The organism is Veillonella criceti (genome assembly GCF_900460315.1).
Lineage (GTDB): Bacteria > Bacillota > Negativicutes > Veillonellales > Veillonellaceae > Veillonella_A > Veillonella_A criceti.
In genome coordinates this window covers 1973690-1989864 of record NZ_UHIO01000001.1, presented here as the reverse complement: position 1 = coordinate 1989864, position 16175 = coordinate 1973690, and the positions used below count along the sequence as shown (strand labels likewise).

Genomic DNA, 16175 nt, shown 5'->3' with positions numbered 1-16175 from the left:
CCTACTAGGTTCTCTTTATTTTTTGTAAAAATAAAAATGATATTAACGCAACAACAGCATAAAAAGAAAAAAGTGCAGGTTCTAAGAAAAAATTAGAAGGCCTCCATGTTGCTCCCCCCCATTCCATCAAATGCTGAATATATTCATTATAATCGCTAATAACATAATGCAATTTTATACCTGGAACAATAAAATAAAGAGGTATATCTAAAATATACCACAGAAAAGATTGCAAAATTTGAATAATCGCAAAAAAAACACTTAACCTTTTTATAGTTATAACAAAAATATTCAAATTTAAATATTGAGGAGCCAAAGATAAAAAACAATAAGAATATAAAATAATCCTTCCCCACTTAAAAATCCATTCATCAATGTAGAAATAATTATTTAAATTCGCAATAATTAAAGATGTAGTAAATGCATATATCAAAAAAAATATATATGCATAATTGCTTAAAATTATATTTCGCAAAAACAAAGAATATAAAACTAAAAAAATTAATATTATTTCAGATATTGATATTGGCAATATAGGAATTTCATAAATATCTAATAAAGGTAAAAAAACTAAAATACAACTTATAATTTTGCTCATCCGAGCGTTTTCTCTTAATAATGGGTCTATAGCCATTTATATGCCTCCAATAATCTTTTCTCCATTATTTCCCAAGAGTAAACTGTATCAGATAAAATTGACGCGTTTGTTCTATTAAAATATATCTCATTTTTTTCTACAAGATTATTTAATGCATTACTAAAATCTCTTTTAAAATTTTTTACATTATAATCAAGAACAATGCCTAACTTTTTATTTATCACAACTTCATCTATCCCAGTTCCCTTAAGTACAACTATAGGTTTTCTCAATAGAATTGCCTCATAAAATTTATTAGGGTCAGCATATTTATGATTAGATACCTGAGGATCATAAATAGCAGTCATATAATCACATTGAGATTCTAAACAGAGAGCTTGAGGATACGATATTTTTCCATAATAAAAAATATTATCATATTTCTTGGAGATTTTTTCAAAGTATGGCGCTAATATCCCCATACCTGCAACATGCCATTCTATATCATTACGTGTTATTATTACTTGTGCAATTTTATCTAACAATCGATCTTCAGATAACATCCCTACATATACTAATCTTTTACGTGTTCCATCCCCCTGCAAGTTAATATTTTCAAATTCAATTGCTTTACTAGGACTATTATTAATTATAATAATTTTTTTTGCTTTTGCTGGTAAAATTTGCTCTCTTCGTTTTTCGCTACACAAAATAACAGTGTCACTATTATTTATTATATAGTTTTCCCATTTTTTAATTATTGATTTAATAAACTTAGGAGCATTATGAGAATCTGCATAATAATCAAAAATATCATATACAATTTTCATTTTTTTAAATTTCGCAACAAAAAAAGCTATAGCCGATGTATCAAAATCGCAAAAATGTACTACATCATATTTACCACTATTTTTATATAAGAAAATGCAAATAGTAATCCAAAATTTAAGCATGGGAAAAAGTATTTTTTTAAATCCTTCTCCTTGTGGAGCCTTAATACCAATCCAATAATACTTAAAGTTTTTATTATTAATGGCAATATTCTTTTCTTCTATATTCTCAGTATTTTCCTCTCTATTCCAACCTAATAGTTCAACCTCGTGTTCTTTAGATAAAGAATATAATTCCTTTTCTACTCTAGAATCTGGTAGCCCTTTATTAGCTCTTATAAATAAAACTTTCATTGTAATCCTCAGCTATATTTTGAAAAATCTTTTTATTCCTACAGATCCCCAACGTATTAAATTGATAAATGCTTCAATTCTACCTTCTTTCAAATAATTTCGATAAAATTTATATTGTGGCTTTATTAGTTTAATTTTATTTCCAGTAGTACTATTACTTAACACCCTATATTTAGCTAAAATTTCTGGATTTCCATAAATGACACCTTCTAACGAAACAATATCGTACCAATACGCATAGTCATCACGTAAACTTCTTAATTCTTCTTTTAAATAAATTTTCCCATATTTAGAACAATCATATAATCCTGTCAAGCAACCAACCTGCCCTCTAACTCGCATATCCTTTATCGTAATAATTTCTTTTACTTGAACAGGACTTAAAATATCTTTTGAATGTTCATCTATAAGTCCATAAGATCCAGCTACACATATACCATCATTGTCTTTCATATATTTAATTTGTTTTTTTAAAAAATCTGGTAACCAAATATCATCTGCATCTAATAACGCAATATATTGCCCTGAAGCATTTCTAATCCCATTATTTCTTGCCGCTGCCGACCCCGCATTTTTTTGTTGGATGAACTTTATTCTTGGATCTTTTTCTACATATTCTTTTATAATTTGCGCTGAATCATCTTTAGATCCATCATCAACAATAATCATTTCCCAATTAGTATGTGTCTGTGCTAAAACAGAATCAATTGTTTCTCCAATATATCGAGCTCCGTTATAACAAGGTGTAATAATTGAAACTAAATCTAAAATCATTTTATATCCTCTCTATATAAAATACTTACAAATTTTATACTTCAACTTCAAAATCATCACTCACAATAATTTATTTCTCATCTTTAGAATCTCTCATTACCTCAAAACCTTCCGTACTTTCTGCTACAAATAAAATTTTAATCGTAGCAAAAATAATACGAAGATCTTCAATAAGACTTGGTCTAGCAATATACATTAAGTCCATTTGCAATTTATCATATGGCGTTGTATTATATTTTCCATAAACCTGTGCTAACCCAGTTAACCCTGCTTTAGCCTGTAATCGTAAAGAAAATTCTGGCAAAAATTTTTCATATTGAGCCGCAATTTCAGGACGCTCTGGCCTTGGTCCCACTACACTCATATCCCCTTTAATAATATTAATTAATTGAGGTAATTCATCAATACGACATTTTCTAATAAACCGACCTATTGGAGTAATACGGTCATCTTTTTCACCAGTAGATAAACGTGCGACTCCATCTTTTTCAGCATCAACACGCATACTTCTAAACTTTAATACATCAAACTTCTTTCCATCTTTCGTCAAGCGGCATTGTCGATAAAAAACAGGACCACCATCAGTTTTATGTATTAAATATCCAGTAATTAACATAATAGGAGAAGCTAATAACAATACAATCCCCGAAGATACAATATCAAATATACGTTTAAAAAAAGTAAATTCTAATGCTGGTGAATAACGACATCCTTTCCATACTGGCAAATGTAATAAATGAATAGGCTCTAAACTTGTCATTAATACATCTCCAATACGAGGTAAAACAAATACATAAATATTATGTTCAATACAATATTTTAATACTTTATTTCTCTCATGGCTATGAACATCACATAATATAACTGAATTTACATTTTTCAACAAGCCTAAGCCATTATCAATTGCACTATGAATATTCATCTCACCTTCTACATTAAACGCACGCAAAGATTGTAATTGCTTATAGAGATTATCTTTTTTATAATGCTCATCATATAAGATTAATGTACGATTAACACCATTATGATTAAAATACCAAGTATACGCACTATACGCCCAGGCATAGGCAATAAATATTTCAAAAATAATAGATATAGCTTGAGGTAAAAGGTTTGGCATAGACCTCATTAACAATACAATTATGCAAAACATTATAATATTAGTAAAGAACAGTGCTAATAATTCACTATAAAAAATTTCACTAATAGAACTAAACGAAATATTATATACATGATATATTCTAGAAAATATAATATAGCATAATACGAATAATGCTATTACAGCCCAATTCCCCCAAAAATAAAAAGACTCATAAATAGCATTGGAATAAAATTGCATCCATATAAATCCAAATGGAAGTGTAATTAAAAGAACATTCAATAATTTCACTATTCTAAATAAAGTTATACTAACAGGATTCTGAAACCCCACAACTAATCACCTCTCTTAATACCAAACCATATTATTTACATATTTTAGGGTTTCAAATCTTTTTCACCATAATAATAATAATAGCTTCCACTATGTTTAGTAGGTTCAACCTTGTTTAAAACAATCCCTAATATTTCCACACCACTTTGAGTCAACCTTTTTTTTGCTTCAAGAGCTTCATTTTTTCCTAAAGCACCTGCTTGCATAACAAATATAGTTCCATTTATATATTTTGCTAAAACTGCAGCATCCGTTACTGCTAAAATAGGTGGTAAATCAAGAAAAATATAATCATATTGCTCTTCAACAAGTTTTAATAATTCTTCCATTTTTTTAGACCCTAGTAGTTCAGAAGGATTTGGTGGCACAGGTCCACTCAATAGCAAATCGAGACCAGGTACAACATCAACATATAACACATCATCCAAGGACTCATTCATTGCAATATAATTAGTTAATCCTTTATTCTGCAAATTAAATTTTTTCTGTAAAGATAGCTTGCGTAAATCACAATCTATTAACAATACTCTTTTTTCTGCCTGAGCCATAATAATAGCCAAGTTAGAAGATGTTGTCGATTTTCCCTCCCCCGGGGTAGCTGATGTTATACTAATAATCTTTTCTTTCTTACCAGCAGAAGCAAATATTAAATTAGTTCGAATAGATCGATAGGCTTCTGATATTGGGGATTTTTTATCTTTATGTGCTATTAGTGTTATCTCTTCCATAATAATCCTTTCATTCTAGTAATAAATCCAGATTTTGTATTACTGTCCTCACCATAAGAGTCTAACTTTTTAGCCGCATCAGGAATTGACCCAATTACAGGAATCTCAAGAAGACGTTCCACCTCTTCCGCAGATATAATTTTTTTATTAAAAAAGTCCCTAATAATAACATACAGAGAGCTAGAAATAAACCCTAATATTAACACCACTGCTAATATAAGCGCTTTTCGTGGCGCAATCGGCTTCTCAGGTAACGTAGCACTATCAACAACCTGAATTTCATTAGGCACCATTACTTCTGCTACCTTAGCTTCTTCTAAACGTTTTGCCAACATTACATATATTTCTTGAGCTACATCAGCATCCCGTTTTACACGAACATATCCTTGTTCTTTTGCAGGAAGCTCTGATAATGTTTTATTATTTTCATTCTCCATTGCTCCCAAAGTAGCTAACTTACTTCGTTCAGCAGCAATAATAGCCTCATTTTTAAATTTGCTAGCTAATAACTCTTGTTGAACCGAACTACTAGAAGGCGCTTCTTGGTTGATAATTCGCTGTATTTCTTCATTCATTGCCACATTTAATTGAGCAATACGTTCATTTACTTCCTGCATCTTAGGATGCTCATCAGTAAATTTTCCAAGATAACTTGCTTTCTCACTTACAAGCTGAGCTAATTGAGTTTTATATTGTTGTATAGCAGGGCTATCAGCAATACTTTTTCCGGCACTGTCTAATTGCCCATTAATCGAAGATAATGAAGCCTGAGCTGTATCTAAGTTTAACTGACTTTCAGCTTTTGTTTTATCTGTTAATGATACCTTATCTGTAAAAGCCTTAACTTGATCACTAGCAGAATACATTTGATTAGCGACCTGATACTTTTGTAATTTATCTTCTGCTTCCATTAATTCTTGCTTTGATGTTTGAGCTCTTTTTTCTAAGAACTCTCGAGTTTGTTTTTGTTGATCATGTGACAAATCCGTCAACCGACTAATAAAACCATTTACTATCAAATTATTAACTTTTTGTGCTTTTTCAGGACTATCTGCTGTTACAGCTACCTCTAAAATTTCAGTATCTTTAAATGGCTTAGTAACAACATGCTTTTTTATATATTCTTCATATTCCGGATAGGATCCATCACTTTCTGGTTCTTCAGTTGCTTCAATAACAGGAATAATAACATTTCTACTCTTAAGAATCTCTGCATTCGTTTGCATACGTTGAGTAGTCATCGCAGAGTTTCCTCCCGTTACAGTCTGCAATAACGAATCTCCAAGGCCTTTTTCTTGTTGTATCCTAAGTAATGATGTGGACTGATATGTAGGTGTAGCAAATAATAAATAAATGCCACCTAATAAAGCAAATCCTGCGGTAGTATATGTTATAAATTTTTTATTGGCAGATATAGAGTTATATATATCTTTCAAGTCAATTACTTGATCTTCCACTAGTAAACTCCTTTTTAATTAATCTTTATTAATCTCAGAAATAGTATATGCAGCACTAAATAATGGCGCAATATCTCTAGAGAAGCTAATACGACCATTTTTAGTTAAGTAAAGAATATCCCCTTCTTGCATTTCATAATTTTCTGTTAAATCACCAGTCTCTAACATTTTATTCAAATTAATAGGAATAATTTGATTTTTATTATCTTGGCGAATTAAGTAAATTTTCTTTTTGCCTGTGTCCCAGTTAAAACCATTAGCAGCCCCTATTGCATCCATCACAGTGTGCCCTTTAGTCAACTCAAAGGCCCCTGGTTTATTAATTTCACCAAATACATACACTCTCACTGTACCTAATTTAGTCACATTCACCGATACATCTGGATTCACATAATACTTGGATAAACGTTGTGTAAGAATCGTAGTAAATTCACTAACAGTCATGCCTGATGCATCAACTTCACCAACATATGGAACTGACACTTTACCATCAGGACGCACATGATAGGATGTGGTATTTACATTTTGGGTACTGCTAATGGCAGGATCCTGAGCCACCACAATATTAAGTTCATCACCCGACCGTAGTGTATAATCTGCTGCGAGAACATTAGCCCCTAAAAATGTAGAAGCAACCAATGTAAGTAATGCTATTTTTCTTTTCATAAAAACCTCGTACTCTAATTAACCAAATAAACGACTAAAGAATCCTCGTTTTTTTGTTTCATAAGATGCAGGAACATCAGGATATAAAACTCTATCCTCTAAAATAAACTGTGCATTCGATTGACAATTGTTCCAAAAAATTTCACCATTAGACAACTGACAAATGGCCTGCTTAGCCGGTGTTGAATCTGGTGTTCTAATCTGTTCTCTATGAGCGTCAGTTCCCAAAAATGTAATCATCCGATGTCTATATAATCGCTCAACTCGCGCTTGTACCTTTTCACCAAAATATCCATGAAAACTACCAGTATTACACTGCGTAGCAATCCCCTTATGCATCCATTCCAATACAATCTCCGGGTGATGCATAATACGTGTATATCTTTCAGGATGAGCTAAAATAGGCATATAACCACGAAGCATTAATTCAAAAAGCATTTGTTCTACCGCTTTAGCTTCGCTATTTTCAGTTAACTCAATTAAAATATATCGACTATCTGCCAAACAGTATTCTCTATTTTTGCCCGTTAATTTTGCCATGGCATCATAATCTAATTGAACTTCCCCTCCTGAATAAATCTTAATAGGTAATTCATTTACAGAAGCTAACTGATTAACCTGTTCTACTCTATCTAAAATAGATTGCCAACTAGGTATAATTCCCTGACGATTAATATGTGGGGTTGCAATCATAGCAGTAGTCCCCGAATTTACCGCCAGCTTTAGCATCTCTAATGTCATCTCTTGGCTTCTTGATCCATCATCACCTTCAATGTCATAGAGTATATGCGTATGAATATCAATCATTACTAACTTGCCCTTCCTTCACAAGATTTGTATAAAATTAATATTTACATATAAATTTTCTATCTAAACATTAATTTTATTGCATAATCCCACTGTTTTTTTTATAAATCACTTATATTATATTTTATCAAAAAAGCTAGCTTATCTCTACCTTTTTCACCAAGTATAGCCCATATTTTACGATACTTTACAAAGATTGATTCGGATACAAATTTTTAGCTTCAAGAATCGCTTCTTTCAGTAGTTGTTCATTATAACGACGAACCATCCCTGGAATTCGAAATAAATCAATTACCGCCCAAATCCCAAAACCACTTGCCGTTATCCAATATAATAAATTAATAATTGGCTTTTTAAGATAAAAATAATGTACACCAAAAATAAACCACCACAAATATGCCATTCCTGTATCTTTTTGATTAGTAACTTTAAGTAATACATATTCACGCTGTGCCTGTGTTAATTCTTGTAAAGCTAATAATTCATTGGTTTTCATATACGACTCCCTTATCTATAATTATTTCAAATTTGACTAATTACTTAATCCTATTTTTCTTTTCATTATATCATATTATACTAATTCTATTGAGTCTATAGCCTGAAAAGCACCTATTGTATCCAATCTCTTCTATTGCGCACAAAGACTTCCATAATATGCAAAAACCCTGCAACCATATGGTTGCAGGGTATAATTTGTAAAATACAAATTAACGTTTCGAGAACTGAGATGCTTTACGAGCTTTTTTAAGACCGTATTTTTTACGTTCTTTCATACGTGGGTCACGAGTCAAGAAACCAGCTTTTTTAAGAGATTGACGAAGTTCACTGTCAACGCCTAATAAAGCACGAGAGATACCGTGACGGATTGCGCCAGCTTGACCAGATGGGCCACCACCAGCAACGTCAGCGATAACATCATATTGTTCAACCGTACCAGTAAGGTTAAGCGGTTGTTTTACGATTAATTCTAAAGTCTTACGACCAAAGTAATCGCTAAGATCACGTTTATTGATTACAATTTTACCTGTGCCCGGTACCAGACGAACTCTGGCAACGGAAGATTTTCTACGACCTGTACCGTAGTACTGAGCTACTGCCATGTAAATGTTCCTCCTCCCGGTAATTACCGAATATCAAATTCCAAAACTTCAGGTTTCTGAGCTGCATGTGGATGTTCAGGACCAGCATATACGTTCAATTTGCGATAAATTTGAGCGCCTAGCTTGTTCTTAGGAAGCATCCCACGAACTGCCATTTCCACAACGCGTTCTGGATGTTTTTCCAACATGTTACCAAGAGTAACGAAACGGGAACCACCTGGGTAACCAGAATGGCGGAAATATGTTTTCTGAGTTAATTTTTTACCTGTGAAACGAACTTTCTCAGCGTTGATTACGATAACATGGTCACCAGTGTCAACGTGTGGTGTGAAAGTCGGTTTATTTTTGCCCCGAAGAACTTTAGCTACTTCGGCAGCAAGGCGTCCTAAAGTTTTACCTTCAGCGTCAACAACATACCATTTCCGTTCAATAGTGTTCGGATTGGCCATATATGTAGTTTTCATGCTGCTAATTCCTCCTCATAACGACTACTTTACCAAAAAGCATCCTGCTCTCTTTCCGGGGCTAATGGAATAAGATACAAATGCTTACCGAAATATTATACGTGATTTGACTATAGACTGTCAACCACTATTTCAGATATTTTAAATATAATGCTCATTTACTTATGGAGAGAATACTTCAATGTCAAACTTATCTGTTTAATTATTTATTCTTCCCCAATAATGCGCACTTCTGTTTCTAAATTAACACCATGAGCTTCTGCTACACGCGCTTGCACACTATGTATTAAATTTAGCACATCTTTGGCCGATGCACAGCCTTTATTAATCACAAAACCGGCATGTTTCTGAGACACTTCAGCATCACCGACAGCCAATCCCTTTAGACCTGTTTGTTCAATCAAAGTGCCTGCAAAATACCCAGGTGGTCGCTTAAACGTTGAACCTGCACTAGCATATTCTAATGGTTGTTTACTCTCACGGCGTTGTGTCAAATCTTCCATCATTTCAAGAATGGCATCTTTATCTCCTGTTTTCAAGGTGATATCCACTTCACCAATAATTTCATGACTTTCGTGAAAACGACTATGACGATAATCAAAGGCTAATTCTTCTGCAGTATATTCATTAATATGCCCAGTTACATCCACGGCCCGCACTTTAGTTACCACTTGACACATCTCGCCACCATAAGCACCAGCATTCATGAAAACGGCGCCCCCTAAGGTGCCTGGAATGCCAATAGCAAACTCTAAACCTGTTAACCCGGCTGCATAGGCAAACTGAGAGGCATCTTTTAACATATAACCAGCACTAACCGTCAAAACACTACCAATGGCCGCCATTGTTTCTTTCATCTCACTAAGAGATAATACAACCCCACGAATGCCACCATCTAATACGAGCACATTAGAGCCACTGCCTAATACTGTCAATGGTACTTGTGCTTTATGAATTGCCGCTAACACTTGGCTTAACTCATGCATGGTCTGTGGTGTTACAAAGATATCCGCAGGTCCACCAATTTTAAACGTTGTATGAGCTGCTAGTGATTCTTCACAGCATACAGCAGATGCCGGTACAATATGCTGTAAATCGGCATAAAGCGCTTGTAAATTACTGTTTAGCTTTTTCAAGAATTTTCATTCCTTCTGTAATAGGTTCACTAATGATACGATATACATCATTGGATACTTGCGTCCAACGTACATGGGCCTGCAAATAACTTTGCGCACCAGAATTAGCTTGAATCATCGGCATTAATTCTTCTAATTTTTTGCCAATTTCTTCAGCTTCAGGCGCTTCAGCCATCTTGGCATATTCCCACTGCATCTGTTGCATCAAAAATTGTTCAATTAAACCTTTAGCTGTTGCATCACTTTCAACAGCCGCTTGCGCTTCCATCAATGCTTTGTACTCTTCGCTCTCACGCATTGCTTTTTGTAATTCATACGCTTTGTCGTAATTCATGGATTTAATTACCACCTTTCATTGTTAAATGACCTAAATTTTTTAAATCTGGAAAATTCAATTGCCGCATTGCTTCATAGGCAATAATGGCTACTGAATTGGATAAGTTCAAAGAACGGGCTTCTTCAATCATAGGAATGCGAATGGTTTGCTCATAATTTGCTGCTAATAATTCTTCTGGTAAGCCTTTTGTTTCCTTACCAAACACTAGCATATCCCCAATCTCATATTTTACTTCCGCATAGGTATGTTTTGCTTTCGTTGTAGCATAAAAATAGCGACGGTCTGGATATTTATCATATACTTCTTGCAAGTTTTCATGCACTTGCACATCCACTAAATGCCAATAATCAAGACCAGCTCGTTTCAAATACTTATCTTCTAACTTAAACCCTAAGGGTTTTACCAAGTGAAGTGTCATATGATTAGCTGCGCAAAGACGAGCAATATTTCCTGTATTACCAGGAATTTCTGGTTCTACTAATACTATTTCCATAAGTCATCCTTCTTTTTACTATTTAGTCTAACATCTTATTTTACCTAATTATAACGCTACCTTCAAGTCTTTTCTCAATATGGCTTGTCACCACAAAAGAATTTACACGGTTTTAACTGAAGTATTCACAAAATGACCACTCTTGCCCCCCGACTTTTCAAGTAAATAGACTGGCCCCATAACCATGCTTTTATCAATAGCCTTACACATATCATATACAGTGAGTAATCCCACCTGCACAGCGGTAAGCGCTTCCATTTCTACTCCAGTTTGTCCTGTTGTTTTAACCGTCGCTTCAATTCTAACGGCTTGTTTAGTTGGCTCTAATTCACAAATCACAGCCACTTTACTCAAACTTAAAGGATGACACAAAGGGATTAGATTAGATGTTTGCTTGGCACCCATTATCGCCGCTAACTGAGCAACACTTAACACGTCCCCTTTTTTCATTGTCCCTGCTGCAATCCGTTTATAAATCTCTTCATTAACCGTAATGAATCCTTCTGCTACAGCCACACGCGTTGTTACCGCTTTATCACTGACATCTACCATACGCGCATTACCCGCTTCATCAAAATGTGTTAGTTCCATATACAACCTCAAAAATGTACTATTATTTTTAACAACTCTTACATGTTTAATCTTTACGCGCTTTATTAATATAATAGCGCTTACTTATTTCATATAATTCAATCTAATTCTATGGTATCATGTTATATATAAGTAGTCTAATATTTTAATCACAAGGAGGCATCTCTTATGGCAGTAACATTAACCTATTATGGTCACTCTACCTTTTTACTCAGCAATGGCGAAGTTTCTATTGTATGCGATCCTTTTTTCAATGGTAATACTTGGGAGATTGCTAAACCCGAAGATATTAAGTGCCAATATATTTTTGTCAGCCACGGCCATGGCGATCATTATGGTGATGCCGATACTATCGGTAAAGCCAATGATGCATTACTCATTTCTACAGCAGAAGTCGCACACAAAGCAGAATCAGCAGGTTTAAAAGCCCATGCTATGCATCTAGGGGGCAAGTTTGATTTCGAATTTGGTTCTGTCCGTCTTACCCCTGCCTTTCATGGTGCCGGTATTCCAGGGGGCCATGCAGCGGGTGGCATTTTTAACTTCTACGGCAAAACAATCTACTTTGCGGGAGATACGGCCTTCTTTAGTGATATGCAATATTTAAATCGCTTTGGCGATATTGATTATGCCTTATTACCTATTGGTGATAATTTCACAATGGGCGTTGAAGATGCGCTATTAGCAGCCTCTCTAATCAAAGCCAAAGTTACAATTCCTATTCACTATAAAACTTGGCCTGTTATCGACAAAGATCCGCATGACTATGTGAAACAATTAGAAGCTACCCATAAATTAAAAGGACTTGTGGTAGATCCAGGTACTACAATTACCTTATAAAAGTAATTTTCATCTTAATCACTTATACATCTATCAGACTCTGGGTTATAGGACAAGACTCTATTTTCGATAGTAGTCACCACCCAAAAAGGAGCTATCCCTCAAGACAAGCTTGAGGCCATAGCTCCTTTTTAGTATTTCGCCTATTTTAATTCATACATAACATTTTACAACTTACTACTTACATTTATGTATTCATTACTAATCGTTGGTATGCTTTTGCTAAGCAATCAGCCTACCCTTTTAACTTATTCTGTTATTTACGGTTACCTTACTTCTTTGTTTTTTCGACTACAGGGTCGTATTTCTCAAAAAATGCAGCCAATTGTTTGCGCAATTGTTGCCGCTGTGAAGGCTTCAAGGCATACTGTTTACCATTAAAGGCAACTTCCTTGTTTTTGATAACAGCCCATAAGTCGTAGACTGGAGGCAAACTAGGTTTGACCTCAGCCAATTCATCTAAGGACACACCATAATATACGGCTAATTGCTTTAACGTTTCTAAGTCAGGCTCACGGTAGCCAGTTTCATAATTAGATAGAGCAGCATTACTAATACCTACACTATTAGCTACTTCCAATTGACTTTTACCGGTCCTCATACGAACTCGTTTAAGATTTTTATATAACGCCATATTATCACGCCCCGCTTCATTGGCCTATCATATACTACTCAAAATAGACAAATTCTGTCTCTATTATACACCTATTTTTCAACAAGCGTAAATATTTTGATTTAATACTTCACAAATCGCTGAATTTTAAACTAAATGAGCAAATGCCTTTTGTCCAATGTCAGTGCGATGCTGGCTACCTTCAAACTGAATGCGACCTACTCGCTGATAGGCTACATCAAGAGCGCTTTGTAAGTCTTTACCAAGGCCAACGACTCCCAATACACGACCACCGGCGGTTTCAAAATGATCCTCAACAAAAGCTGTCCCCGAATGGAACACTAAGGTATCTTCAGTAAAACTTAAATCACCAGTAATAACGTCCCCCTTGTGAGCGCTTTCAGGATAACCTTGAGAGGCTAAAATAACACAAGCAGCACTCCCTTTATGCCACTCTACCATATGAGAATCTAATTCCCCCTTAGCACAAGCTAACATGATGGTCCCTAAATCCCCCTTTAGTAAAGGCAAGACTACTTGCGTTTCAGGATCACCAAAACGAGCATTAAATTCTACCACTTTAGGTCCTTCTGGCGTAATCATGAGACCGGCATATAGGCAGCCTACATATGGCATACCTTCTGCTTTCATAGCAGCTACCATAGGCACTAAAATTGTATCATAGGCCTCTTTGAGAAGATCCTCTGTCATAACAGGCGCGGGAGCATAGGTACCCATACCGCCTGTATTAGGGCCTTTATCGCCATCGAAAATACGCTTATGGTCCTGCGAGGAAATCATAGGGACTACTGTTGTGCCATCTACAAATGCCAAGAGAGATGCTTCCTCCCCCGCCATAAACTCTTCAATGACTACGGTATGACCAGCATCACCAAAACGATTTGCTGAAAGCATATCTTCTACGGCAGCATTAGCCTCTGCCTCCGTCATCGCTACAACAACACCCTTACCAGCTGCTAACCCATCTGCCTTAATAACAATAGGTGCCCCTGTCTTAGCGATAAATTCTTTAGCTTTTGTTACTTCTGAAAAAACACCATACGCCGCCGTTGGAATATTATATTTTTGCATCAAATCCTTAGCAAACACTTTAGACCCTTCTAATTGTGCCGCTGCTTTAGATGGTCCAAACACAGCAATCCCAACAGCCCGCACTGCATCAGCTAAACCTGCTACTAACGGAGCTTCTGGGCCTATCACTACAAGATCTATGTTTTCTTTTTGCACAAACGCAACCACTTCATCAAATTTTTGCCAATCTAAAGCTACACAAGTCGCTACATCTTCCATAGCCTTACTACCAGGTAATGCATAGACAGAGCTAACCGATGCGCTCTGAGCCAACTTCCAGGCTAACGTATGTTCACGACCACCTGATCCAATTACGCAAACTTTCATATATCCTCCTTGGGTCAATTAGTGTTTAAAATGACGTACATGCGTGAATATCATAGCAATGCCTGCTTCATCAGCCTTAGCAATTGACTCTTCATCACGAATAGAACCACCTGGTTGAATAATCGCCGTAATACCATGGGTTGCAGCCGTAGCCACAGTATCTCCAAATGGGAAGAAAGCATCAGATGCAAGTACTGCCCCTTGTGCGTTTTCACCAGCTTCTTCAAGCGCAATTTTGGCCGCCCCTACACGATTCATCTGACCGGCGCCAACGCCTAAGGTTTGGTTATCTTTAGCAATTAAAATGGCATTAGACTTTACATGTTTAACCAATTTCCAAGCAAAGCGAAGCGCTTGCCACTGCTCCTCAGTGGGTTGTACTTTAGTAACCACCGTATATGAAGTTTCATCTTCTTGTAAATCATCTTCTGTCTGCACTAATAGGCCACCAGATACTTTTTTTACGACTACTTGATCGGACGCTGGTTTTTCTAATTCAATAAGACGAATATTTTTCTTGGCTTCCAAAATAGTTAACGCTTTAGCTGAGAATTTAGGCGCCATAATCACTTCCAAGAAAAGTTTACTCATTTCCGTTGCCGTAGCTTCGTCTACGTCTCGATTAAGTGCCACAATACCGCCAAAGGCTGATACGGAATCAGCTTCATAGGCTTTTACATATGCCTCTTGCAAGGTTGCGCCCGTAGCGGCCCCACAAGGGTTTGTATGCTTAATGATACAAGCAGCCGGCTCTTCAAATTCCCAAACCATATTCCAAGCCGCTTCCATATCTACAATATTGTTATAGGATAAGTCTTTGCCATGAAGTTGTTTCATGGCCCCCATGCCAGTGGCTGCCCCAATTTCTTTATAAAAAGCTGCTTTTTGATGTGGATTTTCACCATAGCGAAGGTCCGTTACTTTTTCATAAGCCTGTAAATATTCTGGTGGAAATGGCGTCTGCCCTAATTGTTCACTAAAATAATTAGCGATGGCTGTATCATAAGCCGCTGTATGTGCAAAGGCTTCTTTCGCTAAAGCAAACCGGAATTCACGGCCTAAATCACCATCGGCCTTCAAACGAGCAATCACTTCATCATAGCGTTCAGGATTGACTACAATCCCTACATAGGCATTATTTTTAGCCGCCGAGCGAACCATGGTAGGGCCACCAATATCAATGTTTTCAATGGCTTCTTCTAAAGCAACATTAAGTTTAGCAATCGTTTCACGGAATGGATATAAATTAACGACCACTAAATCTAATGGTTGAATACCATGGTCATTCATAGCTTTTACATGTTCCGCATTATCACGTACGGCCAAAATGCCACCATGAACCATAGGATGCAACGTTTTAACACGACCATCCATCATTTCAGGAAATTGTGTTAACTCTTCTACTTGATGTACTGCCACACCAGCATCAGCTATTGCGCGAAATGTACCACCAGTAGAGTAAATCGTTACGCCTAAGTCAGCCAAAGATTTCGCAAATTCAACAACACCTGTTTTATCGGATACACTAATGAGTGCATTTTTAATCATAGAAAACCT

The 16175-nt window shown here is 35.7% G+C and carries 19 protein-coding genes; 1 reads left to right on the top strand and 18 read right to left on the bottom strand.

Features of this window, described 5'->3' with window-relative positions:
• Nucleotides 1–4 precede the first annotated feature (4 nt).
• The 15 genes from DYE54_RS08945 to moaC all read right to left on the bottom strand — a co-directional run bounded on the left by DYE54_RS08945 (nucleotide 5) and on the right by moaC (nucleotide 11746).
• A complete protein-coding gene (locus DYE54_RS08945; protein ID WP_115310900.1) occupies nucleotides 5–634 on the bottom strand; it encodes a hypothetical protein in 630 nt (209 codons plus the stop codon).
• The gene (locus tag DYE54_RS08940; protein ID WP_115310899.1) at nucleotides 625–1761 is read right to left on the bottom strand and encodes a glycosyltransferase family protein; all 1137 of its coding nucleotides are present in this window, start codon (nucleotides 1759–1761) and stop codon (nucleotides 625–627) included. Before DYE54_RS08940 ends, DYE54_RS08945 begins: the two co-directional genes overlap by 10 nt.
• A 12-nt stretch (nucleotides 1762–1773) precedes the next feature.
• On the bottom strand, nucleotides 1774–2535 hold the full coding sequence (locus DYE54_RS08935; protein ID WP_115310898.1) for a glycosyltransferase family 2 protein: 762 nt from the start codon (nucleotides 2533–2535) through the stop codon (nucleotides 1774–1776).
• Nucleotides 2536–2605: 70 nt separating this feature from the next.
• Nucleotides 2606–3925 (bottom strand): exopolysaccharide biosynthesis polyprenyl glycosylphosphotransferase, encoded by a 1320-nt coding sequence (locus DYE54_RS08930; RefSeq protein WP_281267714.1) that lies wholly within the window; start codon nucleotides 3923–3925, stop codon nucleotides 2606–2608.
• Nucleotides 3926–4011: 86 nt separating this feature from the next.
• Complete coding sequence (locus DYE54_RS08925) at nucleotides 4012–4695, bottom strand: CpsD/CapB family tyrosine-protein kinase (protein WP_115310896.1); 684 nt, start codon at nucleotides 4693–4695, stop codon at nucleotides 4012–4014.
• On the bottom strand, nucleotides 4683–6152 hold the full coding sequence (locus DYE54_RS08920) for a GumC family protein (RefSeq protein WP_115310895.1): 1470 nt from the start codon (nucleotides 6150–6152) through the stop codon (nucleotides 4683–4685). Before DYE54_RS08920 ends, DYE54_RS08925 begins: the two co-directional genes overlap by 13 nt.
• A gap of 18 nt (nucleotides 6153–6170) precedes the next feature.
• Nucleotides 6171–6818 carry a polysaccharide biosynthesis/export family protein gene (locus DYE54_RS08915; protein WP_115310894.1) on the bottom strand — a complete coding sequence of 216 codons (648 nt, stop codon included), beginning with the start codon at nucleotides 6816–6818 and terminating at the stop codon, nucleotides 6171–6173.
• A gap of 18 nt (nucleotides 6819–6836) precedes the next feature.
• A complete protein-coding gene (locus DYE54_RS08910; RefSeq protein WP_115310893.1) occupies nucleotides 6837–7625 on the bottom strand; it encodes a tyrosine-protein phosphatase in 789 nt (262 codons plus the stop codon).
• 187 nt (nucleotides 7626–7812) lie between these two features.
• Nucleotides 7813–8121: a TM2 domain-containing protein gene (locus tag DYE54_RS08905; protein ID WP_115310892.1), complete on the bottom strand. Its 309-nt coding sequence runs from the start codon at nucleotides 8119–8121 to the stop codon at nucleotides 7813–7815.
• Between the two features lie 211 nt (nucleotides 8122–8332).
• Entirely contained in the window at nucleotides 8333–8725 is a 393-nt protein-coding gene (gene rpsI, locus DYE54_RS08900) for a 30S ribosomal protein S9 (protein WP_115310891.1), read from the bottom strand.
• A 23-nt stretch (nucleotides 8726–8748) separates the two neighbouring features.
• Nucleotides 8749–9189 carry a 50S ribosomal protein L13 gene (gene rplM, locus DYE54_RS08895; protein ID WP_115310890.1) on the bottom strand — a complete coding sequence of 147 codons (441 nt, stop codon included), beginning with the start codon at nucleotides 9187–9189 and terminating at the stop codon, nucleotides 8749–8751.
• A gap of 206 nt (nucleotides 9190–9395) precedes the next feature.
• Nucleotides 9396–10325 (bottom strand): UDP-N-acetylmuramate dehydrogenase, encoded by a 930-nt coding sequence (gene murB / locus DYE54_RS08890; protein ID WP_115310889.1) that lies wholly within the window; start codon nucleotides 10323–10325, stop codon nucleotides 9396–9398.
• The gene (locus DYE54_RS08885) at nucleotides 10306–10659 is read right to left on the bottom strand and encodes a YlbF/YmcA family competence regulator (RefSeq protein WP_115310888.1); all 354 of its coding nucleotides are present in this window, start codon (nucleotides 10657–10659) and stop codon (nucleotides 10306–10308) included. Before DYE54_RS08885 ends, murB begins: the two co-directional genes overlap by 20 nt.
• Before the next feature lie 4 nt (nucleotides 10660–10663).
• Complete coding sequence (gene trmL, locus DYE54_RS08880) at nucleotides 10664–11155, bottom strand: tRNA (uridine(34)/cytosine(34)/5-carboxymethylaminomethyluridine(34)-2'-O)-methyltransferase TrmL (protein ID WP_115310887.1); 492 nt, start codon at nucleotides 11153–11155, stop codon at nucleotides 10664–10666.
• Between the two features lie 102 nt (nucleotides 11156–11257).
• Entirely contained in the window at nucleotides 11258–11746 is a 489-nt protein-coding gene (moaC, locus tag DYE54_RS08875; protein WP_115310886.1) for a cyclic pyranopterin monophosphate synthase MoaC, read from the bottom strand.
• A gap of 168 nt (nucleotides 11747–11914) precedes the next feature.
• Between moaC and DYE54_RS08870 the strand changes: the two genes are divergently transcribed.
• The gene (locus DYE54_RS08870) at nucleotides 11915–12586 is read left to right on the top strand and encodes a metal-dependent hydrolase (RefSeq protein ID WP_115310885.1); all 672 of its coding nucleotides are present in this window, start codon (nucleotides 11915–11917) and stop codon (nucleotides 12584–12586) included.
• A gap of 271 nt (nucleotides 12587–12857) precedes the next feature.
• Here DYE54_RS08870 and DYE54_RS08865 read toward each other — a convergent pair whose 3' ends face one another.
• From DYE54_RS08865 to purH, 3 genes are all read right to left on the bottom strand, one after another.
• Nucleotides 12858–13220: a helix-turn-helix domain-containing protein gene (locus DYE54_RS08865; RefSeq protein ID WP_115310884.1), complete on the bottom strand. Its 363-nt coding sequence runs from the start codon at nucleotides 13218–13220 to the stop codon at nucleotides 12858–12860.
• A 126-nt stretch (nucleotides 13221–13346) separates the two neighbouring features.
• Complete coding sequence (purD, locus tag DYE54_RS08860; RefSeq protein ID WP_115310883.1) at nucleotides 13347–14618, bottom strand: phosphoribosylamine--glycine ligase; 1272 nt, start codon at nucleotides 14616–14618, stop codon at nucleotides 13347–13349.
• Nucleotides 14619–14636: 18 nt separating this feature from the next.
• Nucleotides 14637–16166: a bifunctional phosphoribosylaminoimidazolecarboxamide formyltransferase/IMP cyclohydrolase gene (gene purH, locus DYE54_RS08855; protein ID WP_115310882.1), complete on the bottom strand. Its 1530-nt coding sequence runs from the start codon at nucleotides 16164–16166 to the stop codon at nucleotides 14637–14639.
• Nucleotides 16167–16175: the final 9 nt, after the last annotated feature.